The organism is Rhodohalobacter sulfatireducens (assembly GCF_022012475.1).
Lineage (GTDB): Bacteria > Bacteroidota > Rhodothermia > Balneolales > Balneolaceae > Rhodohalobacter > Rhodohalobacter sulfatireducens.
This window is the reverse complement of sequence record NZ_JAKLWS010000017.1, coordinates 1-25204: the sequence shown is the minus strand read 5'-3', so window position 1 is coordinate 25204 and position 25204 is coordinate 1. Positions and strand designations below refer to the sequence as shown.

The following is a 25204-nucleotide window of genomic DNA, read 5'->3' as shown; positions in this document are numbered from 1 at the left end:
ATGAACTTTCATTGAAATTCTGTGGAAATCTTACGCAAATTAGCCCATACTCCGCAAAAAAAGCTTTTCGCAAATCTCCTCAATTACATAAACTGCCATTGCTAAGACTAAGCTTGGAGAAACAACAGCTACATGGCCGATCAGGAACAGTGTTTAAAGTATGTGGAAAACTGTTTTCACTTTTCAGACTATTTTTTGAGTGAGAGGCTGGATCAAAAAAAGTAGTGGAAGGAGGATATTTTCGCGCCATTTCAGAAAATTCTGAAAATCTACTCCGAAAAGAGGGAAGCTCTACCCTCCTATTATTTATGAAACGCAAACAGAAGAGGAGTTAATACAGTGGGATGATATGATCTGAATGATTACATGAATAGACTTTATCAAGTAATGTCGTTAGGCTTTCCAACTCAAGATAGAATGTCAGGATTTTAAATTTTTGCGGTTAATTCGATGCATTCCGCGAAATTCATTCTTTTCTCAGCTTAATAACAGAAACCTTTCATTAATATAGACCAAAGCAAGAGTGCTTCAAGAACAAACAGACCGCGCAGATTGCGGCTACTGTCGAATGGTCGCAGATCATCCGGTTCATTTCTAAAGAATGAGTTCGAAAGTCTGATTCATCGCATTTCGCGCAGAATGAGGGAATAGCCGCAAAAAACAGTAAATCTGATTCATGTATTCAGCCTATTCGATGGAAGGGATTGCCAATTCGTCTTTTAAAGCAAAATCTTTTAATTCAGAAGAATAGATAATCATTCTGACCCTATTTTCGCCTAAATTGAACCGTTACCCGCAAAAACAGCGAAATGATGAGTTATCAATCAATTGACTGGAAGGAGTTTATAGAGAGAATTGTCCTATTTCAACTAAAATCGAGCATGCATCCCAATCAAATTCACCAATAAAATCTATGAATGCACTTAAACATAGTGATTTGCGGTTATTTTGCTATTCCACCGCAAAATGCAAGTAATTCCATGCCGTGAGACTCAGATTCTTTCTATTTCTATCAGTGGGTTTCAGTGGAGGTGTATTCAATGTCTAAATGAAGGGCTTCAAGAGAATCACTAAACAATAGAAAGGCCATATGTTGCGCTCATTTCTATGAATACTTTTTTACTTCACTTCTCATAATTACCCTTTGTACTTCATCCCTGATTTTGTTAGGATTGAAACACTTATTTAAAGCAATTAACCAACCAAACTGAATGGCTAAAAAGAAGGGTACAAAAGAAGAACCTCTCGAAAAACAACTCTGGAAAACAGCAGATAAGCTCAGGAAAAATATTGATGCGGCGGAGTACAAGCATATTGTATTAGGACTCATCTTTCTGAAATACATTTCTGACGCCTTTGAGGAACTGCACTCCAAGCTAAAGAAAGGAGAAGGAGAATATGCCGGAGCCGATCCTGAAGACAAAGACGAGTACAAAGCAGAGAATATTTTCTTCGTTCCGCCATCCGCACGTTGGTCCTATTTAAAAACACACGCCAAGCAGACTACCATTGGCAAAACTGTAGATGATGCTATGGATGCTATAGAAAGTGAGAATGCCTCTCTTAAAGGTGTGCTTCCTATGGTGTATGCCAAACGAAATCTGGATGCTACAGTTCTGGGTGGATTGATTGATGAAATCAGCAAAATTGATTTAAAAGAAGACAAGAAAGGCTCGACCGATGTGTTAGGGAAAGTCTTCGAATACTTTTTGGGTGAGTTTGCCCTTGCGGAAGGAAAAAAAGGCGGACAGTTCTATACACCACGTAGTGTGGTTCAGTTGTTGGTTGAAATGCTGGAACCGTATAAAGGAAGGGTATTTGATCCCTGCTGTGGTTCCGGTGGAATGTTTGTGCAGTCCGAGAAGTTCGTAGAAAGCCACCAGGGGAATGTACAAGATATTTCCATTTACGGGCAGGAAAGTAATTTAACGACCTGGCGCTTGTGTAAGATGAACCTGGCCATCCGTGGGATTGACAGTTCTCAGGTGAAATGGAACAGCGAAGGTTCTTTTTTGAATGATGCTCATAAGGATTTGAAGGCTGATTATATTATTGCCAATCCTCCTTTTAATGTAAGCGACTGGAGCGGAGATTTACTTCGGAAAGACGGCCGCTGGAAGTATGGAGTACCACCTTCCGGTAATGCTAACTTTGCCTGGATGCAGCATTTCATTTACCACCTCTCACCCAGCGGGCAGGCCGGGGTTGTATTGGCTAAAGGGGCTTTAACTTCCAAAACTTCTGGTGAAGGGGAAATACGCAAAGCCCTGGTAGAAGCCGGACTCATAGATTGTATTGTAAATCTACCGGCTAAGTTATTCCTGAATACCCAAATTCCCGCTGCACTTTGGTTTATGAGTCGTGACCGAAGCAACCATAAATTCAGAGACCGTCGGGATGAAATCTTATTCATTGACGCCCGCAACCTTGGCCATCTCATTAACCGCCGAACCCGTGTATTGTCTGAGGAAGATATTTCCCAAATAGCGGACACTTACCACAACTGGCGGAATGAAGAGGGCGACTATGAAGATGTAGCCGGTTTCTGCAAGGCCGCCCCCATTGATCGAGTAGAAGAACTGGATTATGTATTAACACCCGGCCGCTATGTGGGGCTGCCTGACGAAGAAGATGACTTTGACTTTGAAGAGCGGTTTAAATCTCTGAAAACAGAGTTTAAGGAGCAGTTGAAAGAAGAAGAAAAGCTGAATGAACAGATTTTAGCGAATTTGGAAAAAATTCAAATCAATGAGTGAAGAACAGATGGAGCTTTTTCAATTATTGGAAACTGCTGTTAATAAGGTTTATCAAGAAGAAAGACCCCTCTTACAATATGAAGATGAAGGTCGGATTGGCTTGGAGCAGGCTTTTGTATTTCGGACAGGCATATACCTTCAACAACTAATTTTGGATACGGAATATGCAAATCTTGATGTAGACTCAGAGTACAATAAAAACCATAATGGTTTTAAAGTCACCGCTAATCATCCTAAGGGTATTCGACCTGATTTATTATTACATGAAAGAAATACTCACACAAATAATAAACTGGCTGTTGAGTTTAAAGGGGTATGGACATCCAAAGCTGAATGGAAAAAGGATACTGAGAAATTGAAAGATATTACTTGTGATGAGTATGATTACACATTGGGAGTATTTGTTCTTATTGGTAATGAGGATGCTAGAAACCAGATTTTTTTTCTGATGGAGGAGAAGTAAAATATGAGTGAGTGGAAGGAAAATGTATTGGCTGATATTGCAGAACTTAAAAAAAATAGCTGGAAAGTAGGAGATGAAGTTTTACCATATATTGGCTTGCAACATATTGAAGAGAATAAACTCCGTTTAAATAGCATTGGAAGTTCAGAAGAGATCAATAGCAATAAATACAGATTTAAAGCTGGAGATACACTTTTCGGGAAACTACGGCCATATTTTCGCAAGGTAGTAAAACCTGATTTTGATGGTATATGTTCCACTGATATCTGGGTTGTTCATCCTAAAGATGGAGTGGATGCAGATTTTCTTTTTTACTTTTTTGCAAATGAGGAGTTGGTAAATCTTTCTTATGCGTCATCAAGTGGGACACGAATGCCTAGAGCAGATTGGGATTTTTTAAAAGAAACAAAATGGCCTCTTCCATCCCCACCCGAACAAGAAGCCATTGCCTCTGTACTCAGTTGTTTGGATGAAAAAATAGATTTGCTCCACCGCCAGAACCAAACTTTGGAAGCTATGGCGGAAACTCTCTTCCGGCAGTGGTTTGTGGAAGAAGTAGATGAGGGTTGGGAGGAAGAACCATTGAGTGATATCGCGGAATTTCTTAATGGAAAGGCTTGCCAAAAATATCCACCAAAAAACCCTGTAGAAAAACTTCCTGTATTAAAAATTAAAGAATTAAAAAATGGCATAACAGATAGTTCGGATTGGGCAAGTACCGAGGTAGGAGATGATTATATCGTAGAAAACGGAGACGTGATATTTTCGTGGTCTGCCAGTTTGTTGGTTAAAATCTGGGATGGAGAAAGGTGTATTCTTAACCAGCACCTTTTTAAGGTGACTTCAGAGAGGTTTCCTAAGTGGTTTTATTATCTATGGTCTAAGTATCATTTAGATAGGTTTCAGGCGATTGCCAGAGCTCAAGCTACAACTATGGGGCATATCAGAAGAAAAGATTTAGATGAGGCTATGGTATTATATACGGAAGAAATAATTGAAGAAAAGGATGAGATCTTTGCTCCAATTATTTCAAAAATTGTATCAAACAACCAACAAATTGCCAAATTGGAAGAATTAAGAGATGCGTTACTTCCTAAACTAATGAGTGGGAAAATTCGGGTGAAGTAAGATGGATGTTTTATTCATAGATACCAATGCAATAAGAAACGATGGAGTAAACTCTTTTTTTGGCAATATTGAAGAGTTGGAACGAATTCAGTCTCATGTGCAAATTGCCATTCCAAAAATTGTTATTGAAGAGATTAAAGTACAAAAGAGAAGTCAACTCGTAGCTGATTTAAGTCGATTTAAAGGGAATTACTTTACCGGGGCATTGGAGATAGATACAAGTGAATACCTGGAAGAAATGCTGGAACAAAAGATTAACCAGCTTTATGAAGAATGCTTGGATGAGCTTGAACATATTGAATTGGATTTTGATCTAACTCAATACTTCGATGATATGACGGAGAGGGCAATTCATAATAACGCTCCATTCAATAAAAAAAATGATAAGGGATATAAGGACTCTTTAATTTTTTATACAGTCATTGAATACATACAACAAAACCCAAATGATGAAATATTTGTCCTAACTAATGATTCAAGATTGGAAGAGGCATTTTCTAAGCAAGAAGGGGTAAATGTAATAGGGGAAGTGGATGAATATTATGAATATAGAAAAGGGTACTTTTCAGATGAGTATTTTATTGGCCGTCTCAGAGAAGACTTGGGAGTAGATGAAGGCTTATCCATTGAAATTCTGGATGCCAATATTAATGAAGATGACGATTGGATTGTATCCGTAGAAATTGACGGTGCCGAACATACCTTAGTTGTTGATTTCTATTCAAAGGAAATCATTGAACATGATTATTAAAAAGACATATTCATATTATATTGACTAATGAATAGCTAATCGAAATCAAATTTATCAACCATACAAAATGACATATGGAGATTAGTTTAAAAACAACGGATGAAAGAGAAATTGATCTCAGAGTAATTGAAGGGGCTGAGACAGAAGCAGGTCAGGGTTATAAACTTGTTGATCCATTGAATGGTAAATCATTTCTGGAGCTTTTGTTCAATGAAGAAGGGTATAAAATAATAGAATCTGATCCCGCAATAGATATTGCTGATCCTTCATTGGACCAAATATTAACGGAATTATTAGTTGAATTATCACCAGACGAGTCATCTATCGGTTCTGAAAACAGTGAAACAGATGATGAGTTTGAAGAGGAAAGACCATACGATCCTGAGAAGATTAGGGTAGAACCCAAACAATTTTCCCTGCGACAAATCTATGACATGATTAAACAGGATGACATAGATCTAACACCAGATTTTCAAAGACATTTGGTGTGGGATAATAAAAGAAAGTCCAGATTAATCGAATCAATACTGCTACGTATACCACTACCGATGTTTTACTTTGCTCAGGATGAAGATGGATATATTTCGGTAGTAGATGGCCTTCAGCGGCTTAGTACTATTAAAGAGTTTATGGATAATAAACTTCGTCTCAGAGATTTGGAGTATCTCGAAGATAAATGCGGGGGTAAGTACTATAATCATGAATCCCGACCATCAATTGATCAAAAATACTTCAGATGGTTTAATATGACGCAAATCACAGTAAACGTTATTGATCCTTCTTCACCTACTAAACTCAAATACGACGTATTCAGAAGAATTAACACAGGAGGTAAGCCATTAAACAATCAGGAAATTAGAAACTGTTTGGCTGGTAAGAGCCTGAGAAAACTACTCCATGAAATGGTGAATCTGGATTCATTTAAATTGGCAACAGGAGGAAGTGTTAAAGACGTGAGAATGGAAGCACAGGAGCTTGCATTGCGGTTTATTTTATTTCATAAAAAGTATACGTCAGATCCCTCATTAAGTAGTTATACTGGAAATATAAACAGTGAGCTTAATAGTCTGACTGAAGAGTTAAGTAAAAAGGGTGTAGAACTGGATCACTACGTTCCGCTCTTCGATCAGTCTATGAAGAATGCGTTTTATTTATTTGGTAAATATTCTTTTAGAAAAAATTTATTAGAGCATTTAAAACCGAGTGCTAGAAGGCAGTTAATTAACAAAGCTCTGTTTGTGAGTTGGTCCGTATTACTTAGTCAGTATGATATTGATCAAGCCAAACAGAATCCTCGGGGAAGTTTGGTAGAACCACTTGCCGAAAAAATTACGAACGATGAGGAGCTATATAGTTACTTAACATACGGTACAAATGCTAAGGCAAATACTCAGGCAGCTTTTGCAGCTGCAGAAGAATTAATATCAACCTTGGAATTATGAATGCTAAACTGCATATAAAAGGATTCAAGTGTTTTAGGGATGTTGAAATACCATTAAAGCAATTAACGATTTTTGCCGGGGCTAATGGTCAGGGAAAGAGTACTGCAATTCAATCAATATTATTATTAAGGAATACAATTGATTCAATTAGAAGTAAAATTTCAAGAGAGGATCACGAAATTGAACATGAAAATCTTGTAGAATCTACTAAGATTTCGATTAATGGTAATTACTGCCTCTCCCTCGGTGATAGTCATTCTCTATTAAATTCTAGCAGGGAAGGGGAAGGAATTGTACTTAAGCTAGATCATAATGATAGAGGTTATTTTAGTGCTATTTATGATGCTGAGGATTTTACGAATACTCTTTATTTAAATCTTTTAAAGTCTACTGGTAAAGGATTGAGCAATGCCCCTCTACTTACAAAGGAATTTTATTATTTGAATGCTGAAAGAATCGGACCTAGAACTAGGCAGGATATAGTATTCACAGAATTTGATCATGTTGGGTTTTATGGAGAATTGACTGCTCAAGTATTGAGTGAGAAAGGAGGATTTACATCTGTTCAAAAAGAACGATGGTTCAAGGGGACAACGAATAAAAACCTTGAACAACAAGTTAGTTATTGGATGGATTTCATATTTCCTGGAATCCGGGTAAAGTCCGGTTCAAGCGGATCAATTCATTCTGCAGAAATTCTTTTAGAAAATGAATACTCTTCATCTGGATCTTTAATTCCAACGAACGCTGGATTTGGCATAAGTTATGTTTTACCAATAATTGTAACAGGTTTAATAGCAAAGAAAAAATCATATTTCATAGTAGAAAATCCTGAAGCTCATTTACACCCTTCAGCACAATCGAGGGTTGGTCGATTTCTTGCTCAAATTGCTCAAGCTGGAGTACATATTTTGGTTGAAACACATAGTGAACATGTTATAAATGGCATACAAATTTCAGTAGCAGAAGAAACAATAGATTATCAATTTCCATTAGTAAACTTTTTCGGGGGCAATAAGAGTAATACACAGCCAGAAGTAGAATCAATTCAATTAAAGAAGAATGGGAAATTAACTAAATGGCCAAAAGGTTTTTTTGATCAAGCGCAAATTGATTATGCAAATTTGTTAAATATTCAGAAGGATGTTTAACTATTATTTATTTGAAGAAAGCTATTCTAATGCTTCAAGGAATGACCTTGAAGATTGTTTTAATGAATTGAATCATATTCATGTAATTGAATCAAAAGATGATGACAATTTTTTAATGTCAGATGATTTCTGGAATGTTGAGACACAGTTGGGGCCATTAAGCGAGGTGGTTTTTTCTTCTAAGCTAGATGAGCAATTATCACGAAGTATATTACCTCGATTATTTGGTACTCTAAATAATGTTGAAAGAATAAATGATTTAGGTCAATTTGATAATGACTACGAAATCTATAATGCCTTTTTTGGGATTGAAATACATGACATTCCACCTGATAGATTTGTAAGAAATCGAATAGAGTATCAGCAATTTAGAAAAACTAACTTATGGGATGTTGATCACAATAACTTTTGGGATCGAAAAGAATCACTATTCCCTAATTTGGTTTTTTGTGATGGAGTAAAGGATCAAGTAGAAAAATTGGGAACAGGCAAATACTTTGGTCAGGTCGTCGATATTTTGAAAGAATTTGATGAGGCAAATGATGGATGGTCTAAAGGGGCATTTAGTTACAAGGAGATAAATAATAGAAGTGCTTTAAATATTTCCCCGGAAAGCAAACGTACGATGGATAAATACGGTAATCAGAGAAATTTTCAATTACCAGATGGATCAACTGAAAGTTTTGAATTACATATTAAAACAGGAGATTTACGATTCCATTTTTTTCCTAATAATGATACTAAAGAAATATTTATAGGATATATAGGTAAGCATCTGTCAACAGTAACAGATAAATGACCAAAATCACCGAAAACGCCATAGAAGAATTTGCAATAGAACTTCTGCAGAAGTTAGGCTATCAATATATCTATGGTCCGAATATAGCCCCGGATACTGAACGGCCCGAACGGGACAGTTTTGAAGAGGTCGTGCTGGCCCAACGCTTGGAAAGCGCGGTTCAGCGGATTAACCCGGATTTGCCATACCCTGCCATTCAAGAAGCTATAAAGGAAGTCCAACGCATAAATGCTCCGGAACTCATTACCAATAATGAAACCTTTCACCGGTACTTAACCGAAGGCGTAAAAGTCAGTTACCAGAAAAAGGGCAAGGAACGGGGAGATTTAGTTAAGTTGGTAGATTTTGAGGCCCCTGATAACAATGGGTTTCTGGTCGTAAATCAATTCAGGGTAACTGATGACAACCGTACCAAACGCCCGGATGTGGTTTTATTTGTAAACGGGTTGCCGCTGGCCGTATTAGAGCTTAAAAATGCCTCCAGCGATACTGCTTCTATCCGATCCGCATTCAAGCAATTGCAAACCTATAAGGACGCTATTCCGTCTTTGTTTACCTACAACGGAATTCTGGTGATCTCTGATGGACTGGAAGCAAAAGCCGGAGCTTTGTCTGCGGGCTTTGCACGCTTTATGGCCTGGAAGACCGCCGATGGTGAAGTAGAAGCTTCTCCGTTAGTCGGTCAGTTGGAAACCCTGATAAAGGGCATGCTGAATAAAGAAACCCTGCTAGACCTGATCCGGTATTTCACGGTATTTGAAAAGTCTAAAAAGGAAGATCCCGAAACGGGGATTACCACCGTTGAGACCGTAAAGAAAGTAGCCGCTTACCACCAGTACTACGCTGTGAACCGGGCCGTGGAATCTACCCTGAGAGCGTCCGGCTTTGTTTCCAGAGAGAATATTATATCCCCGGATAATATCCGGGTGGAAGTAGAACCCCAGAAATACGGCGTGGCTGGAGTGGATCAGCAACCAATGGGAGACCGCAAAGGCGGGGTGATGTGGCATACCCAGGGAAGCGGCAAGTCTTTATCTATGGTATTCTTTACGGGCAAAATTGTACTGGCAATGGATAACCCAACCATTGTTGTTATTACTGATCGAAATGATCTGGATGATCAGTTGTTTGATACTTTTGCTTCATCTACCCAACTACTAAGGCAGGAACCCAAACAGGCTGAATCCAGAAAACATCTGAAAGAGTTATTAAAAGTCGCTTCCGGTGGTATTGTTTTTACCACCATTCATAAATTTCAGCCGGATGAAGGAAATATTTACGAAGAACTATCTGACCGCACCAATATAGTAGTGATTGCAGATGAAGCTCACCGTACGCAGTACGGTTTCAAAGCAAAAATTATTGATGACAAGGACAAAAAAGGAAATATTGTAGGTAAGAAAACAGTCTATGGTTTTGCCAAGTATCTGAGAGACGCATTACCCAATGCTACCTATTTAGGGTTTACCGGAACTCCCATCGAGAAGACGGACATCAATACTCCCGCTGTATTCGGTAACTATATTGATGTGTATGATATAGCTCAAGCGGTAGAAGACGGGGCAACGGTGCGAATTTTCTACGAAAGTCGTTTAGCGAAAATTCGATTGAGCGATGAAGGCCGTAAAATGGTGGAAGAAGTAGATGAAGAGCTGGATCAGGATGATCTCACCGAATCACAAAAAGCCAAAGCAAAATGGACGCAGCTTGAAGCTTTAGTGGGTAGCAAAGAACGGACAAAGCAGATAGCCAAAGACATTGTTGCCCACTGGAAAGAGCGGAATGTGATTGAAGGCGGAAAGGGAATGATTGTAACCATGTCCCGCCGTATCGCTGCTGACCTCTATGAAGAAATCATCAACATAAAACCAGAATGGCATTCCGATGAACTGAAAGAAGGAGTGCTTAAGGTAGTTATGACGGCGAGTTCCTCAGACGGGCCAAAAATGTCAAAACATCATACCACCAAAGATCAGAGAAGAACACTGGCCGACCGGATGAAAGATCCGGAAGATGAATTAAAGCTGGTCATTGTCTGTGATATGTGGCTCACCGGCTTTGATGCTCCGAGTTTACACACACTGTATATCGATAAACCGATGAAGGGTCACAACCTCATGCAGGCCATTGCTCGGGTAAACCGGGTATATAAAGACAAACCGGCAGGACTGATAGTGGATTACCTTGGGATCGCCTCTGATTTAAAGAAAGCCTTGTCATTTTATTCAGAAGCCGGAGGTAAAGGAGATCCTGCCGAAGCCCAGGAAAAGGCTGTTACAGAAATGCTGGAGAGAATCGAGATTATTTCCCATATGTTTCATGGCTTTCCCTATGAAGACTATTTCGATGCGAGTACCTCTGAAAAACTAAACCTTATTTTAGCCGCTGAAGATCATATACTGGGACTCGAAGATGGCAAGAAGCGCTATATCAACCAAGTGAATCATTTATCCCAGTCTTTCTCTATTGCGCTCCCCCATGAGCAGGCGATGGATGTTAAAGAAGAAGTCGCCTTTTTCCAGGCGGTAAAAGCCCGGTTGGTTAAGTTTGACAGTTCCGGTGCAGGTAAGACCAATGAAGAAATTGAATCAGTGATCCGCCAAGTTATTGACGAGGCGTTAGTATCCGAACAGGTCATTGATGTATTTGATGCGGCCGGTATTAAGAAGCCGGAGATTTCCATTTTGTCTGAGGATTTCCTGCTGGAAGTAAAGAGCATGGAGCACAAGAATATTGCTATGGAAGTGCTCAAAAAACTGCTTAATGATGAAATTAAATCCCGGTCAAGAATTAACCTTGTCCAGGGAAAGACCTTAATGGAGATGCTGGAGAACTCCATCAAAAGATATCAGAATAAGGTGCTGACGGCCGCCGAATTTATCGATGAACTCGTGAAGCACTGCAGAACCGTTGTGGAGATGGATAAAGAGCCGCAAGAAATGGGCTTGTCCACGTTTGAATATGCCTTCTATACGGCCATAGCAAATAATGACAGTGCCCGTGAGGTCATGGAGAAAGACAAGCTTAGAGAGTTAGCGGTAGTTCTTTATGAGAAAGTCAAAAATAACGCTTCTATAGACTGGACTCTTAAGGAAAGTGCCCGTGCCAAATTAAGAGTTGTTGTTAAAAGAACGCTCCGCCAGTATGGCTATCCTCCGGACATGCAGAAACTGGCTACCGAAACTGTCCTCAGTCAGGCAAAGAAAATAGCACAAGAATTGGTTGAGGCTTAATCTTAAAAAATACGTTTCACATTAGAGCGGGTATAAATATGAATCTCAATACAACATATTCATGTAGTGAAACTGAGGAAGTATTTTTTCAAAATGATATTAAGTATTTCCTTATACGTTTAAAATGAAAATCAAAGACCATGAAGAAATTACTGATAATTATACTCCTTTTTAGTGTGATAGATGCTCTTTATGCTCAATCCAAAGAAGATCTTAAGAAGCAAAAAAAAGCCTTGGAAGAGAAAGTAGAGAATCTGGATGAACAAAATAAATTGATTAAAGAGATAGAAAAATTACAGAATGAACTTAAAAAAAGGGATGATGAAAAATATGACAACTCGCTCCCCAAAGTTAAATTCGATTTTAGGTCTCGGTCGTATATCACAATTCCCAAAAAGATCAGAAAAGGAGAATTCTATCAAATTCAGATAGACAGCATTAATTTGAATCAATATCGGTTAGAAATTGAAAGTAGTGACACGGTATATAATACCGCATTGAATTTCCCCACTTTTGGCACCTTAGACCTTAGCACCCTAAGTGGGTTGGTGAGTAGCCTTGTTGTTGAGTCGAGCTACCAAAAAGAGATTGAAGAAGTAGTCGAGGCTTTGGATAAAGTATCACTTACAGAAGGTACAAAAATTAATACAAGTTTCAACTTATTCGAAACGTATAGCGATAAACCAATTAAAGATTTACAGGATGAAATAGATGCACAGGAAAAAGTAAAAAACACCCGAAAGGAAATTGAAGCTCGAGTTGCTTTGGTTAAAGCCCAAACAACAAAATTCGAAGCCAAATTGAAACTTGCCAAGGATGCAATTGAAAATAAAAAATTCGACTACATGACCTATCGTATACTTCGACAAACGGGAGAACAAGCAGATGGTTATAAGCCGAATGTTCGATCTGATTTAGAGGATTTCGAAGAATACAGGAATGAACTTAAGGGCTTGAAAAGAAGAGTAGAGACGGAAATAAAATCTCTTGCTGAATTTGCAGAAAGATCGGAAATAAAAGTTTTTCTAAACAACGATGAGAATATTGACTTGAAAGACAAGGTTGAAAAGTCAAAGAAAACTCTGGCTGAAGCTAACTCAAAGACCAGTAAAGCCATTTCCCTTATTAGTACAGAGAATGTTGGAAAACAGTTTAAATCTATTTTAAACCTATACCAAACCAACTCATATACTTCAATGCCTATTCAGTATAATGGCGGTAAAGCGGAAGTACGAATAAAATTTATTCCAAAAGATTCAACCTCTGGATTGCAGTCCGAAACGTTGCCTCCGGTTCGTTTTCCTAAAAGAGGATTTTATTGGTCGGTAGGTCCATCCGTCTATTTTTCCGGTTTATCGAATGAGCGTATAGGGATAGAAACAATTCAAGTAAGTGATTCAACATCACGATATTCATTATTGAGAGAATCAGAATTGAAAAATGAAATTGGAGCATCGGTTTTACTTCGTAGTGGTTATAAATGGGATTCAGGTTTTGGACTTCATAGTTCGGTAGGAACAGGCCTTTCTTTAGGTGAAGAAGTAAAACCCAGATTGCTCTATGGACTTGGCATTTCGTTAGGTCATACCCATAATCTATCCATTGATTTCGGAGGAATTGCGGGCTACGTGAAAAGAGTGAGTGATAATGCTGATTTTGACAGAGAGTACCCTGAAAAACCTTCTTTAATTATCAATGAACTCAAAGGAAGCTGGTTTGTAAGTGCTGGGTATATTATCAGATTTTAGCTGAAGGAAGGAATTTTATTAAGAATTAACCTCTTAATTTTTTTTAAAAACGATTACTTTTTATAAAAAACGTTTAGAAATGCTACGATTTTCTTCAAATCGATTATATAGCGTATTGTGTGATTGAAGATCAGTTTATTGACCGTCCATTTCCGGATTTTTTGCAATGACATCAGGAAAAAGTCTATAAAGAATAGTTTTATATATCAGTGATTTTCAATTTTCGCTTCTAAGAGCCTAAAATTTAGAAAAGATTGGTCTCCCCTCCTTAATTTTAGGGTTTTTATCCTCATTCAAAACCTTATGGAGACCATATTATGAAGTTCGAAACCTACCTTACCCAAACCATCTAAGATGCAGTCAAAGAAGCTGTGGCCAGGGAGTTCGATGATTTAAAGAAAACTTTAATGCAACTCGATTACTTACAGAACCGTTCGGCTCGGAAAGAGGTTGGTAGCCACTAAAAATTAAGTAGCTAAGCCTATGGCATTTAAATTTACTCCACATCAATCTCAATACTATTCGAAAGTGTATCTAATCCACCAGCGGTCAAAGTTTGTGCCAAAAGTATGATTTTTTTCGAAGTATCAATGTTTTTTGTATCAGTATGAAATTGGACTTCTACTTCTCCATTTATATCTGATTTTAAATCCTGGATTCCTGTAAATCTTCCAACCGGCACTATATTGGACTCAGCCCGCTGGTAAGCTTGAAAATTTACTGTTAGTCCCTTTGAAACTTTGCCGACATTCTTTCTAAGAAAGACCTTAATAGAATTCGTCTCATTTAAAGCCATGGTGATTTTTTGTGGTTCAATGAATATTGTTTCTGGGTAGCTTCTTACTGGCTTGATGGTAAGCAAGTCATTAAAAACAGGATTGCTGCCTACGCTTGCATTAATAAAAATAGGATCAACAGTGTTTGGTATTCTCATTTTTACAGTTACAACGGCATCAGCGTCTGGAGTTAGTGCAACTTTGTTTCCGGAAACCCCCAAAAGGGTTCCACTTGTAGTTTCAATAGTTATTTGATTTAGCGATGGGTTACTCACTAAAAGTCCAGCACGTATCAAAACAACTCTTTCTCCGTCACCAAGAATATCTTCATTAAGTGGTGAACCATCTATGTTTAACAGTTCGGCAAATATAACATCATTCACTTTACTAATAACTAACTCTTTTTCGGCAGTGTACGTTTTACTGTCTGTACTTATTTCAGCTGAAATATAGATCCTTGATTCAACATTTGCGAGAGGTAGTCGCAGACCGGTTTGGGCAACACCTTGTGCGTTCGCTTTTTGACTGCTTGCGTCTGCCGTAACACCTACAAACGTACCATCTGATGTTTTAAACTTGATAGTCTTGAACTTCTCATCAGTATTTTCTGGGATAATTGCTTTTACAGTAATGACAGACTCACCATCTCCAACAACAACAGCCGACAAATTTCCCCCATTCTTATCCAATAGCTGAAGAGAAATAATATCCTCTGGTTGTACAAGTTTCTCTTCTATTCCATCACATGATAAAAGCAGGGTGCCTAAAATGATAACTAATGTGCTGAAGGCTTTCATTACTTTATGGTAAAATGTTAAAAGATTCCGTAGCCGAATCTATTGGTTCTGCATCATCAGTCGATCTGTCAGGGACATTCTTAAATAAAATTACTTTCATATTAATCGAAGCCATTTGAGCAGGATTTTTTAAATCTGTGTAATAATGAACATCTACGTCATTTTCCCCATTCTTTATACTATATATATCCTTAAAGGGTACTTTTTTGTCATCAAAATAAAAACCCTCCGGGCGGTCTTTTATGATAAGTAAAAGACTTAATTCTTCTATTGAATAACCATGACTCCGGACGTTAATTTTAATTGTTATTCTCCGACTGATATATGTAAAATCTGGATTTGAACTACGCTCGAATTTCACATCTGGCTTATTTGAAAAATTGACATACATATATTAAAAATTTAAAAGTTCACCGAAAACTGTCCCGATTTTTTTCAATTCGATATCTAAAGAAGCTGCAACTCCCCACGTTGAATTTGTAATAGATTCTGTGACAACTGGATTCTCATCGAACTCTTTATAAAACATAACTCCGCCACTCACCCGTATCATCCTATTTATCCGAAATCCGGCCCCTACAAACGGCGAACCTGTGGCGAATAGTTTTTCAAAACTATCGTCTGAGTTATTAATCCTTTGAGCAATGCCTATGGAAATGCTTGTTCGTTTTAGAAATTCATCAAGGCTAAAAATCCTATTCATTGGTCTTAAATCCGAAAATTTAGCTCTTCTGTTCACAGGCCTTAAATGAATATTAAAACCTTGGAAGGTAAAGGTAGAGGAAATACCAGGAGCAACGATAACACCGAAGTCAACCCCGATATAGGGAGTGTCCTCTGTGTCTATTGGAGTGTTCAGGTGAATGTTTGTAGATGAATACCAATTGGTATAGACGTCCTCAAGAATATTCGGAAAGTCTTTTTTGTATATTTCGAGATCATTAAATGACTCATTGAATACGCTAACATCAGATACCCATTTTCTGACTATTTCAATGGCATGATCCAGATTCGTCATGTCTTGTACTACATAACTTCCTCCTGCATCCTTTAAATCTTTTAAATTGAGCATTGCTGACATTAACAATTGTCCACCGGTGAGATCAAAATTATTAGCAGCTACGACTATATTGCCTTTAATTTCCCCCTGACCTGCTAGAAGTTGATCTGTATATCGGTTCAAAATGTGAATGTTACAAATATTTTCTTTTTCGTATTCCTTTAGATCAACAGATGTGGTTTCTAAATCTCTCTTTAAAATTGTTAAAATGTGATTGTTGGTCGTTTTTTCATCTAAAATAGTATTGACAGGTGTATCTAAGAATGTCTTATATCGACTGTCATTAAAAATTATATCTAAATCTGATAACAGGGTGGCTTGAGTACTATTGATAGTCTTAGAAAAATTATATGCGTAACCCGATCCACCAGGATCGCGTAGTTTAGGCTTACTTTTATATCCACAGATCTTTTCAATCTGCCCATTTAGGTGATCTTGTGTGTTTTTAATTTTCTGAAAATATGAATATGCATTGCTCTGGGTTATGGGGTCAGATAAATCAACACGTGTTTCATCGGCATAAAATAGTTCTCGTGAATTAGCAGTTTCAGCGATCAAATTTCCAATTTCAGGATGCATATTTTTAATCTCTAATGAATCAATCACAGATTTAGTGTAATGAAATGTTTCATCAATTTTCTTGGCTATACTGCCCCTGAGTTCATCAATTGCTGTCTTTTCTAAGTTCAATTTCCTTTTTGCCTCAAATACGACATCGTAGTCTTCGTTAGGATGTAATGGTTGCATTATAATTGTAAAATTTCCTGTAGATGAGTGGGATGAAGGAAGTTCTATCATAGTACCATCGTACAGTTTTTCTCTAGGGAAAAACCTATAGTGCCAGCGTTTTTTGTATGAATTTGTTTTTCCTTCTCCATGATCATGAATACCAAACCTGGTAGTAATGGATATAATTTCAGGGTCAGAAATTTTTATCCAGAAAGGCTCGTCAAATGTTATTTTTTCGTAGTCACCATCCCTAAAGAGTCCAGTCTTAGTGTCAAAAGCTACTGTTACTTGTGCAAAAGAATTCTGAAAAGCCAAACAAATATAAATTAGAAGCAATAGTGTACGCATATAGTACGATTTATATCTAAATTGATTAGGTGGTAAAGATAATTGTTGTGCTACTCCCTTTGTCCTATACTTCTTATCCCTTGCACATCTTTGGAGAAGCTGTTGTACCAAATAACAATTTTTGATTGTACGAAATAATCGCACAATAACCACTACATAAATATGTAGTATTTATTTAAGTCATATATTAATCATATTTAGGATTCCATTTATAATTATTTAGCTCTATAACAATGATTTATATGCTGTACTAAACCATCCGGAACTGTTAATTGACAGTCCATCCCCCGATTTCTTGCAATGGCATCAGGAAAGAGTCTATAAAGGATAGTTTTATAGAGAATTGATTTTCAAATTTCGCTTCTAAGAGCCTAAAATTAGAATAGATTGATCTCCCCTGCTTAATTTTAGGTTTTTAAACTTCATTCAAAACCTTATAGAGCCCCAGCCTATGAACTTTGAAACCTATCTTACCCAAACCATCCAAGATGCAGTTAAAGAAGCTGTGGTCAGAGAGTTCGATGAGCTAAAGAAAACTTTAATACATTTCGAGACCTTACAGAGTCGGTCGACTCAAACACAAACATCTACTTCACAGAAAGAAATAATACGGCCAAAAGAGTTGGGGGAGATGCTTTCTTTAAGCATTTCAACGATTTATAAAATGTATAATGAAGGTCAATTACCTCTCAAAGTGAAAATTTCCAGCCGTGTAGTCGGTTGGCTCAGGTCGGATATAGAGGAGTGGCTTTTGCTAAGGAAGGAAAGATAATACCTGCTTTAGTTTATTTAATTGAAAACCAAAATATTTTGGTTCGAATAAAAGGTCATTTCAAGTAAACGACCTTGAAAAAGAACCAATAAAATGTCACAGACAATTCTCAAAATAATGCGCAGTAAAGGTGGCTACGCCACCATGAAGGAGCTGAAGGAAGCAGGTATTCATACCCGCAAAGTAAAAGAGACTCTTGAAAAAGATCTTGTCATTAAAATCAAGCCAGGTCTTTATAAACTAAAAGATTATCAGCGGGATGAATACGAAAGCTTTGTGGATATACATAAGGCCAACGATAGTGCTGTTATTTGTCTTTCATCTGCACTGGCTTACCATGAACTTACTACTTTTAATCCCTCAAAAATTACTGTGGCAGTTCCAAACAACACAGATCGTTTTGAACTGGACTATCCGCCCATAGATGTTTACTTCCACAGGGAGAATATTTATAACGCAGGTAAAAAGGAAGTTGAACGTTCGTATGGGAGTTTCAAGGTTTATAATAAACCGAAGACAGTCTGCGATATGTTTCATTACAGAAACAAACTCGGAGAAGATCTTGCTTTCGAAGGACTCAGAAACTACCTGGAACTGCCCGAAGCCAATCTTAACGAGCTTCAAAAGTATATGGGAATCTGCCGGGTTAAAACTGTGATGAAGCCTTATCTAAAAGCACTGGTATCCGGATGAGTAGCAGATTAGAACAGTCCGTTAAGGCCCGTCTATAAATGTTGGTGCGATACAAAATTATTATTACCGGACAACAATTCTAAATATCGATTACCTTTTATAAAAACCGTTTAGAAATGCTGCAATTTTCTTCAAATCGATTATATAGCCTGTTATGCGATTGAAGATCAGTTTAATTTTTACTCTGAATATTGACCATTAATCAATATTCAGTAGATATTTTAAACTGAAATTTACCTACGATTTTCCTAGCGCACCCATTTTGTTCATTTTCATTTTTGTTCACGTTTCGTGAACAAGAAGAATGAGTGAACAAAAAGAGATTATTATTACAAATTCAGTTTAGAAAATCACAATTTTGCCTACATTATATTGACAAAATTGGTATTATTTAAACCAAAATAGTTTATAAATATTTAAATATGTCAACAAAACCTTGACGTAAATTGAAAAAAATAAACCAAATATTGCAGAAATGGCCTCCTGGTACGGTAATAACCACCCACTGGTTGGAGAAACAAGGAGTATATCGGCAGTTGGTCGACAACTATAAGAACAGTGGTTGGATAGAACAGATAGGCCCCGGAGCTTATAAACGAAAGGGAGATACCGTAGAATGGCCGGGAGGTTTGTATGCATTACAAACGCTGCAAGATATTCCGGTACATGTAGGAGGTAAAACGTCCCTGGAGTTGCATGGATACGGCCACTATATAAGAATGGGTAATACCCGGTTGGTCTTGGTTTGGAAAACTCCTGACGTCAGGTTACCATCCTGGTTTGTTAATTATAATTGGACGGCACAGTTAGAAATCCGGTCGGCAACACTTTTTGGGGATAATGCAAACGAGCTAACAAAAAGGAAGGTAGAAAATATAGAATTAACGATATCATCTGCCGAACAATCCATACTTGAATATCTTCATGATGTACCAAAGCATGAAGGCATAGATGAAGCGAACTACATCATGGAGGGATTAACATCTTTGCGGCCCTCCGTTCTTCAGAAATTACTTGAGGGCTGTAAATCTGTAAAAGTAAAGCGCCTGTTCTTGTATATGGCAGAGCATCATAATCATGCATGGTTCAAAAGACTCGATCCCTCAACGATAGACTTGGGCAGTGGAAAAAGAGAGATCGTTAAAGGGGGAATACTGGATAAAAAATATAAAATAGTCGTTCCGGATCTATCGAGGGAAGAGCGATGACAGAAGAATATCGAAATCAAGTCCGGCTGTTACTGAGTGTATTGCCCATAGTTGCAAGGCAGAAGGATCTAGTACTAAAAGGGGGAACCGCTCTGAATTTTTTCTGGCATGACTTTCCCCGCCTGTCGGTAGACATCGATCTCACCTATCTGCCTGTAAACGATAGGAAAGAGTCGCTTACATCAATCAGCAAAAGTGTCCAGAAAATAGCAGATGCGATTGAGAAAGAGATTCCGGGAACAAGGGGTAAGCCTCAGAAAAGCGGAGGCACCCTGAGTAGGCTGATTATCAGGAATGCCAACACTCAGATTAAACTGGAAGTCAACACCGTTTTGCGAGGTTCTATATTTGATCCTGTTGAAAAAGAGTTGAGTTCCAGAATCCAAAATGAGTTTGAATTATTTGCAGCGTTACAAACGCTTTCTTTCGAAGATCTTTATGGAGGCAAATTGTGTGCTGCATTGGACAGACAGCACCCCCGAGATTTATTTGATGTAAAACTCCTCCTGGAAAATGAGGGAATCACCGAGAAAATTCGAACCGCATTTATCGGGTATTTAATTAGCCATTCCCGGCCTATGAACGAACTTTTAAATCCCAATACCATAGATCTGGATGATATTTATAAAAAGGAGTTCAGGGGCATGACCAATGACCTCGTTGAGTTAGAAGAACTCATTGAGGTACAGAAAGTATTACCAAAGCTCATTTTGCAAGATTTAACGGATCTCGAAAAAGAATTTCTTATCACTTTCAAGAAAGGTGATCCTCAATGGAATCTGATGCCTGTATCTCATTTAAAAAATCTGCCCGGTGTTAAATGGAAGTTGCTGAACATCCGAAAGATGGATGAAAAAAAGCACCAAGAAATGCTGAAGAAATTAGAAGAAGTTTTATCTGAAGGATAAAATCAATATCTAACTGCACAAAAATTTGTGGTGTCAAAATTTGGACCAAATTTTCTAAAACGTCTTTTTAAGCTATTGAAAAGGGAAAGTGAAATCGATCTTCAGTCGACTGGTTTTAAAAGAAACCTACTTTTCATATAAACTGATATTGAGCAAGCTGACTTGCGTTAAGTCCGCCATACTTGGCACGCCACTTATAAAAAGGTCGTATCACTTATTTTATGATCTCGACAAACATCTCGACAAACATCTCGACACTTTAGTCCTTGTTACTCTCTGTTGAGAATAAATATTATCTGGGATTCGCTTCAACAAATTTTTTTCATCCTTCAAGGATAAGGCTTTTTCTACTTTCAAGTGGTAAACTTTCGTAGAAGACTACATTGAAACTGCTGAATTCGATTCATTCAAGGAAATATTTTTTTTTGGTAGGCTTTAGATATTTTAAATAGCCATTTAATACTTTATAGATCATTTGAGTTAATTTTGTTCTGTTCTAGTAATTTATTTAGCATTAATTAATATAAATGACTAAAAAAAGAACAAATCATCCTCCCAATTATTCAGCATTGATTTAAAAATAAACTTGAAAAAATGAGTTCTACTTTTAAAAAAGATTTAAAAAAAGCAATTTTAGCTCCCGGTGAACGTGTTGTCTTCGTAATTGGGACAGGTGTATCAATTGCAGCGACTGAGAATCAAGAAATAGGATGGGTAGGGCTTATCAGAAATGGGTTAGAATATCTAAATAATCATTTTCCAAATTTTAATGAACAGTATAAAAAGTATAGTCGTTTTCTTGAAGATTCACCTCAACCAGATGATTTGATTTTTTTAGGAAGCAAGATACAAGAGTTGCTTTCTGAACATGGAAAAGGTGCTTTTAAGGATTGGCTTGAACATTATTTTGAGCAATTTGAGATAAAAAACTCTCAGATTCTTGAAGCTCTTCGTCGTATACATGATAGTGGGATTATCATCGCCACGACAAATTACGATAACCTCTTGAGTGAGTGGTTAGAAATTCCGCCAGTGACACTTCAATCATTAGATGAGTTTGATAAGGCTTTACGTCATGGAGAGGCAATACTTCACTTTCATGGACATTATACACAACCTGATTCAATTGTTTTAGGTGAGAGATCCTATCACAATATTTCTGAAAATATTAAGGGGCAACATTTTCTTAGAATTTTACGATCTCCCTATACTCCAGTATTTATTGGCTTTGGTGCAGGTTTAGAAGACCCAAATATAGGAAATATGTTATCTTGGGCTGGAGATCATTTTTCTGACCTTACTTCTTCGATTTATATACTTTCACCTTCTGATTCATTTGATGAAGCCAGATCAAAATTTCCAATTCAAAAGAGATTCAAGGTTTTGGATTATGGAAAGCACGCTAATCTTCCGAAGTACTTACTTAATCTTATAAATGATCATACTTATAAAGATGAAAATAAATATACCCAGAAATCTAATCAAATTGAACTAAATACATCAGGTTCAAAGGCCCTCGTAACAGAATATCAATTACCTGATTATTTTAATTTTATAAATCAAATTTTATCTCCAAATACAAACGCTGAGTATTACGATAAGATTTTAAAACGAAATCAATTTACTAGTTTAGGTATTGCTGGTAATACTGCGAGACTTAGAGACAAAGCTTCTATTGGCAACCCCTTTGAATTGTTTAAAAATCGTACTTATGATAGAAGTTTAGAGGGCCTCACTAAACAGCCTCTTGTGACACTAGATTTGATTCAACTTTTCATAAAACTTGAAAAACATAAGGAGTTCCTAAATGAATTTAAACCAACCAACTCTTATTGTTTTAGAAGTGATGAAAAAACTGGAAAATCAAGTTGGCTAGCTTATTTAGCATATCAACTGATACAAATTAGTAATGAATATGAACCTATATGGGTAGGACATGTTGATGAAACTGAGAATGTATATAGGTGGTTTGTAAGTTGGATTGAAAATTTCAGAAGAAACAATAAAGGTTTAATACCAGTTTTTTTTATAGATGATATATATAGACAACCAGATTTGATACGAGCAATTTATAATTTAAGAGTATCAAAACATACAATGCGAAATGTTCCGATAATTTGTACAGATCTGCGTTTACAGCCAGCAGGTAATGGTCGTGAAGATGAGGAGCGACTCAATCAATGGATTGAGTCGAGAGCTATTTTCGAGAATTTGGAAAGCTATTTTGAAATAGTACCCTCTTTTCCATTTCATCCGTTAGTGGCAAATGAAGATGGAGAAATTACACAGGATGGTGAAGCAATTCTTTCTTCAGCAGAATCAATTTTGGGGTCTGAACATATATCATTGTTGAGAAACTTATTTAAGAAGCACCAGAATGTTATCCCATTATACTGGATAGCTTCATTTGTAATTGAAAATTATAATGAACCACTAGATGAGGCTGAATATTGGATCAATCAGTTCAGAGGGCTCATGTCTCCAGAAATGTTATTTCGTCTTACATGGAGTGGATCTGAACGTCATCAAGATATCATAAGAGCAGCAGCATATATTGGATTCAGTACTCAAGAGCTACTAATTGATTTTTGTGCTAGGTTAAGAGAAGAGCCAAATAATATAATAGATGCCAAATTAGATAAATTAATTAATAGACATGATCTATTTATTGAAACTGATCGGTTATTTTTCTCAGATAATGAGATAGATTACCTCTGCATGGTTGATGGATTAGAATCTTTAGCACTTGATATTTCAGATAAGACAGAACGTCAATACTTTTCAACTCTGGTAGATTGTATTAGTACCAATAAGAGTTATTGTGAACTAGCTATTTTGATAGCTTATTCAAAATCCAGGGACCAAAAAAATATCAATAATCTGATCAAAGCATTAGAGAGATTGGACCTTTCTTTGCTCGGTCCAAGTTCATTATGGGTTTGTGGAAGTCTAAGTAAGTTTTTTAATGATTCTGTGTGGATAAACTCACTCGCGAATGAAGTAATTGAACACACACCAGATGAAAAGCTAAGCACTTGGGCAAGAATGCTTGTCGAATTGTCTAAAAAAACTAAATCTAGACATCATGAATTATTGGATCGTGCCTTCTCGATCATTGACAATCTATTGTCTAACAGTGATTTAAGAGATAATATAGTTCATGACCTAGAAGAGATTCTGAACTCACTTGTTCATTTTGTTTCAAGTCAAAATAAAGAATGGGATAGAGTTTTAAATTGGAGTAAATATCTCAAAAAAAAGTTTCCGGAAAATTCTTTATTTGGTCATATATATGTGAAAGCTTTACTCAATTTAGGTTATGAAAAGAAAGCGCATTCAATACTCAAAAAGGAAAAAACTGAGAAGATACTTCTATACACTATGGCGGAATTTTATCATAATGCTCAACGGTGGAAAGACGCATTACCTTGGTGGAAATTAATTAATTTACATTTTCCAGAAGCAAATGATAATGCTATGGGCTCTTGTGTGATGTGCTTGCTTGAATTAAACTTGTTAGAAGATGCACGAGAAATATATGAAGATCCTGAAAACCCAAGTGGCACATTGTTTGCTGCTGCTAGCTATTATTACAAGAAGAATGATTACTCATATTCTCTTGAATTATTTAAGAGACTACAAAATAAAGATGCTGACTATCAATCGAAGCAAATAAGAAATCACATAATAGGTTGTTTTGTAAATTTGGGTGAACAGGAAGAGGCTTGGACTTTAGCAATGGAGAAAGGAGCTAGCTCTGAATCTGCCCTATCATGGATTAAACATCAATATGAGCAGAAACGCTGGATAGAGATTCTAGATGCATTAGAGACAATTCAGGAACGCTTCCCTGGTGAAGCGTCGGAATGGAATGGGTATAAAGTACTTGTTCAAATACAAATGGGCGAATTCGAGAAAGCATGGGAAGATGATAGTGAGCTAGACCTCGGTTATCTAATGGATTCTGCATTACTATGTCACGAGAAGCAGGAATGGGAATGGGCCCTTCGGTGGCATGAGAAGATAGCCGATATTTCACTTGAGCACAGATCTTACGCCAACATATTTCGAGTAAAATGTTTGTTGAATATTGGTAATAAGGAAGGTGCCTGGAGTTTAGCATTGGAGAAAGGAGCTAGCTCTGAATCTGCCACGGCATGGCTTGAATATCAATATGAGCAGAAACGCTGGATAGAGATTCTAGATGCATTAGAGGCAATTCAGGAACGCTACCCTGGTGAAGCATCGGAATGGAATGGGTGTAAAGTACTTGTTCAAATACAAAAGGGCGAATTCGATAAAGCATGGGATAATGGTCAGGAGCTACAGCTACCCAGGGGACACTTATTGATGGCTGTAGAACTATTTGAAGAGAATCGGGAATGGGAGTGGGCTCTTCGGTGGATAAATCATATCATCGATGTTTGGCCTCATTATAAAGA

16 protein-coding genes are annotated in these 25204 nt (G+C 37.2%); 14 read left to right on the top strand and 2 right to left on the bottom strand.

Features of this window, described 5'->3' with window-relative positions; all coding sequences use genetic code 11:
- Positions 1–1211 precede the first annotated feature (1211 nt).
- The 9 genes from L6773_RS13110 (at position 1212) to L6773_RS13070 (ending at position 13471) form a co-directional block, all read left to right on the top strand.
- Positions 1212–2756: a type I restriction-modification system subunit M gene (locus L6773_RS13110; protein ID WP_237854885.1), complete on the top strand. Its 1545-nt coding sequence runs from the start codon at positions 1212–1214 to the stop codon at positions 2754–2756.
- On the top strand, positions 2749–3219 hold the full coding sequence (locus L6773_RS13105; RefSeq protein WP_237854884.1) for a hypothetical protein: 471 nt from the start codon (positions 2749–2751) through the stop codon (positions 3217–3219). Before L6773_RS13110 ends, L6773_RS13105 begins: the two co-directional genes overlap by 8 nt.
- Before the next feature lie 3 nt (positions 3220–3222).
- The gene (locus tag L6773_RS13100) at positions 3223–4347 is read left to right on the top strand and encodes a restriction endonuclease subunit S (protein WP_237854883.1); all 1125 of its coding nucleotides are present in this window, start codon (positions 3223–3225) and stop codon (positions 4345–4347) included.
- Position 4348: 1 nt separating this feature from the next.
- A complete protein-coding gene (locus L6773_RS13095) occupies positions 4349–5098 on the top strand; it encodes a PIN domain-containing protein (RefSeq protein WP_237854882.1) in 750 nt (249 codons plus the stop codon).
- Positions 5099–5172: 74 nt separating this feature from the next.
- Positions 5173–6540: a DUF262 domain-containing protein gene (locus L6773_RS13090; protein ID WP_237854881.1), complete on the top strand. Its 1368-nt coding sequence runs from the start codon at positions 5173–5175 to the stop codon at positions 6538–6540.
- Positions 6537–7691 carry a DUF3696 domain-containing protein gene (locus L6773_RS13085; RefSeq protein WP_237854880.1) on the top strand — a complete coding sequence of 385 codons (1155 nt, stop codon included), beginning with the start codon at positions 6537–6539 and terminating at the stop codon, positions 7689–7691. Before L6773_RS13090 ends, L6773_RS13085 begins: the two co-directional genes overlap by 4 nt.
- Positions 7684–8490, top strand: a complete 807-nt coding sequence (locus tag L6773_RS13080; protein ID WP_237854879.1) for a hypothetical protein — start codon at positions 7684–7686, stop codon at positions 8488–8490. Before L6773_RS13085 ends, L6773_RS13080 begins: the two co-directional genes overlap by 8 nt.
- Positions 8487–11723 (top strand): type I restriction endonuclease subunit R, encoded by a 3237-nt coding sequence (locus L6773_RS13075; RefSeq protein ID WP_237854878.1) that lies wholly within the window; start codon positions 8487–8489, stop codon positions 11721–11723. Before L6773_RS13080 ends, L6773_RS13075 begins: the two co-directional genes overlap by 4 nt.
- Before the next feature lie 140 nt (positions 11724–11863).
- Complete coding sequence (locus L6773_RS13070) at positions 11864–13471, top strand: coiled-coil domain-containing protein (protein WP_237854877.1); 1608 nt, start codon at positions 11864–11866, stop codon at positions 13469–13471.
- 496 nt (positions 13472–13967) lie between these two features.
- On the opposite strand, the gene L6773_RS13065 is transcribed toward L6773_RS13070, so the two are convergent.
- Together L6773_RS13065 and L6773_RS13060 are read right to left on the bottom strand one after the other, a co-directional pair.
- Complete coding sequence (locus L6773_RS13065) at positions 13968–15044, bottom strand: hypothetical protein (RefSeq protein ID WP_237854876.1); 1077 nt, start codon at positions 15042–15044, stop codon at positions 13968–13970.
- Positions 15045–15438: 394 nt separating this feature from the next.
- On the bottom strand, positions 15439–17181 hold the full coding sequence (locus tag L6773_RS13060) for a hypothetical protein (RefSeq protein ID WP_237854875.1): 1743 nt from the start codon (positions 17179–17181) through the stop codon (positions 15439–15441).
- Positions 17182–17632: 451 nt separating this feature from the next.
- Between L6773_RS13060 and L6773_RS13055 the strand changes: the two genes are divergently transcribed.
- The 5 genes from L6773_RS13055 to L6773_RS13035 form a co-directional block, all read left to right on the top strand.
- The gene (locus L6773_RS13055; RefSeq protein WP_237854874.1) at positions 17633–17953 is read left to right on the top strand and encodes a helix-turn-helix transcriptional regulator; all 321 of its coding nucleotides are present in this window, start codon (positions 17633–17635) and stop codon (positions 17951–17953) included.
- A gap of 93 nt (positions 17954–18046) precedes the next feature.
- Positions 18047–18646, top strand: coding sequence for a type IV toxin-antitoxin system AbiEi family antitoxin domain-containing protein (locus L6773_RS13050; RefSeq protein ID WP_237854873.1), 600 nt, complete (start codon positions 18047–18049; stop codon positions 18644–18646).
- Between the two features lie 446 nt (positions 18647–19092).
- Positions 19093–19854, top strand: coding sequence for a type IV toxin-antitoxin system AbiEi family antitoxin (locus L6773_RS13045; protein ID WP_237854872.1), 762 nt, complete (start codon positions 19093–19095; stop codon positions 19852–19854).
- Positions 19851–20762, top strand: coding sequence for a nucleotidyl transferase AbiEii/AbiGii toxin family protein (locus L6773_RS13040; protein ID WP_237854871.1), 912 nt, complete (start codon positions 19851–19853; stop codon positions 20760–20762). Before L6773_RS13045 ends, L6773_RS13040 begins: the two co-directional genes overlap by 4 nt.
- A gap of 594 nt (positions 20763–21356) precedes the next feature.
- On the top strand, positions 21357–25204 hold a 3848-nt coding region (locus L6773_RS13035), incomplete at its 3' end, for an SIR2 family NAD-dependent protein deacylase (RefSeq protein WP_237854870.1).

What these genes read in the sequence shown, in the direction of transcription:
- L6773_RS13100 (WP_237854883.1), top strand. Translation starts at nt 3,223, where the DNA reads ATGAGTGAGTGGAAGGAAAATGTATTGGCTGATATTGCAGAACTTAAA.
- L6773_RS13085 (WP_237854880.1), top strand. Translation starts at nt 6,537, where the DNA reads ATGAATGCTAAACTGCATATAAAAGGATTCAAGTGTTTTAGGGATGTT.
- L6773_RS13080 (WP_237854879.1), top strand. Translation starts at nt 7,684, where the DNA reads ATGTTTAACTATTATTTATTTGAAGAAAGCTATTCTAATGCTTCAAGG.
- L6773_RS13040 (WP_237854871.1), top strand. Translation starts at nt 19,851, where the DNA reads ATGACAGAAGAATATCGAAATCAAGTCCGGCTGTTACTGAGTGTATTG.
- L6773_RS13095 (WP_237854882.1), top strand. Translation starts at nt 4,349, where the DNA reads ATGGATGTTTTATTCATAGATACCAATGCAATAAGAAACGATGGAGTA.
- L6773_RS13065 (WP_237854876.1), bottom strand. Translation starts at nt 15,044, where the DNA reads ATGAAAGCCTTCAGCACATTAGTTATCATTTTAGGCACCCTGCTTTTA.
- L6773_RS13050 (WP_237854873.1), top strand. Translation starts at nt 18,047, where the DNA reads ATGTCACAGACAATTCTCAAAATAATGCGCAGTAAAGGTGGCTACGCC.
- L6773_RS13090 (WP_237854881.1), top strand. Translation starts at nt 5,173, where the DNA reads ATGGAGATTAGTTTAAAAACAACGGATGAAAGAGAAATTGATCTCAGA.
- L6773_RS13075 (WP_237854878.1), top strand. Translation starts at nt 8,487, where the DNA reads ATGACCAAAATCACCGAAAACGCCATAGAAGAATTTGCAATAGAACTT.
- L6773_RS13105 (WP_237854884.1), top strand. Translation starts at nt 2,749, where the DNA reads ATGAGTGAAGAACAGATGGAGCTTTTTCAATTATTGGAAACTGCTGTT.
- L6773_RS13070 (WP_237854877.1), top strand. Translation starts at nt 11,864, where the DNA reads ATGAAGAAATTACTGATAATTATACTCCTTTTTAGTGTGATAGATGCT.
- L6773_RS13060 (WP_237854875.1), bottom strand. Translation starts at nt 17,181, where the DNA reads ATGCGTACACTATTGCTTCTAATTTATATTTGTTTGGCTTTTCAGAAT.
- L6773_RS13055 (WP_237854874.1), top strand. Translation starts at nt 17,633, where the DNA reads ATGAACTTTGAAACCTATCTTACCCAAACCATCCAAGATGCAGTTAAA.
- L6773_RS13110 (WP_237854885.1), top strand. Translation starts at nt 1,212, where the DNA reads ATGGCTAAAAAGAAGGGTACAAAAGAAGAACCTCTCGAAAAACAACTC.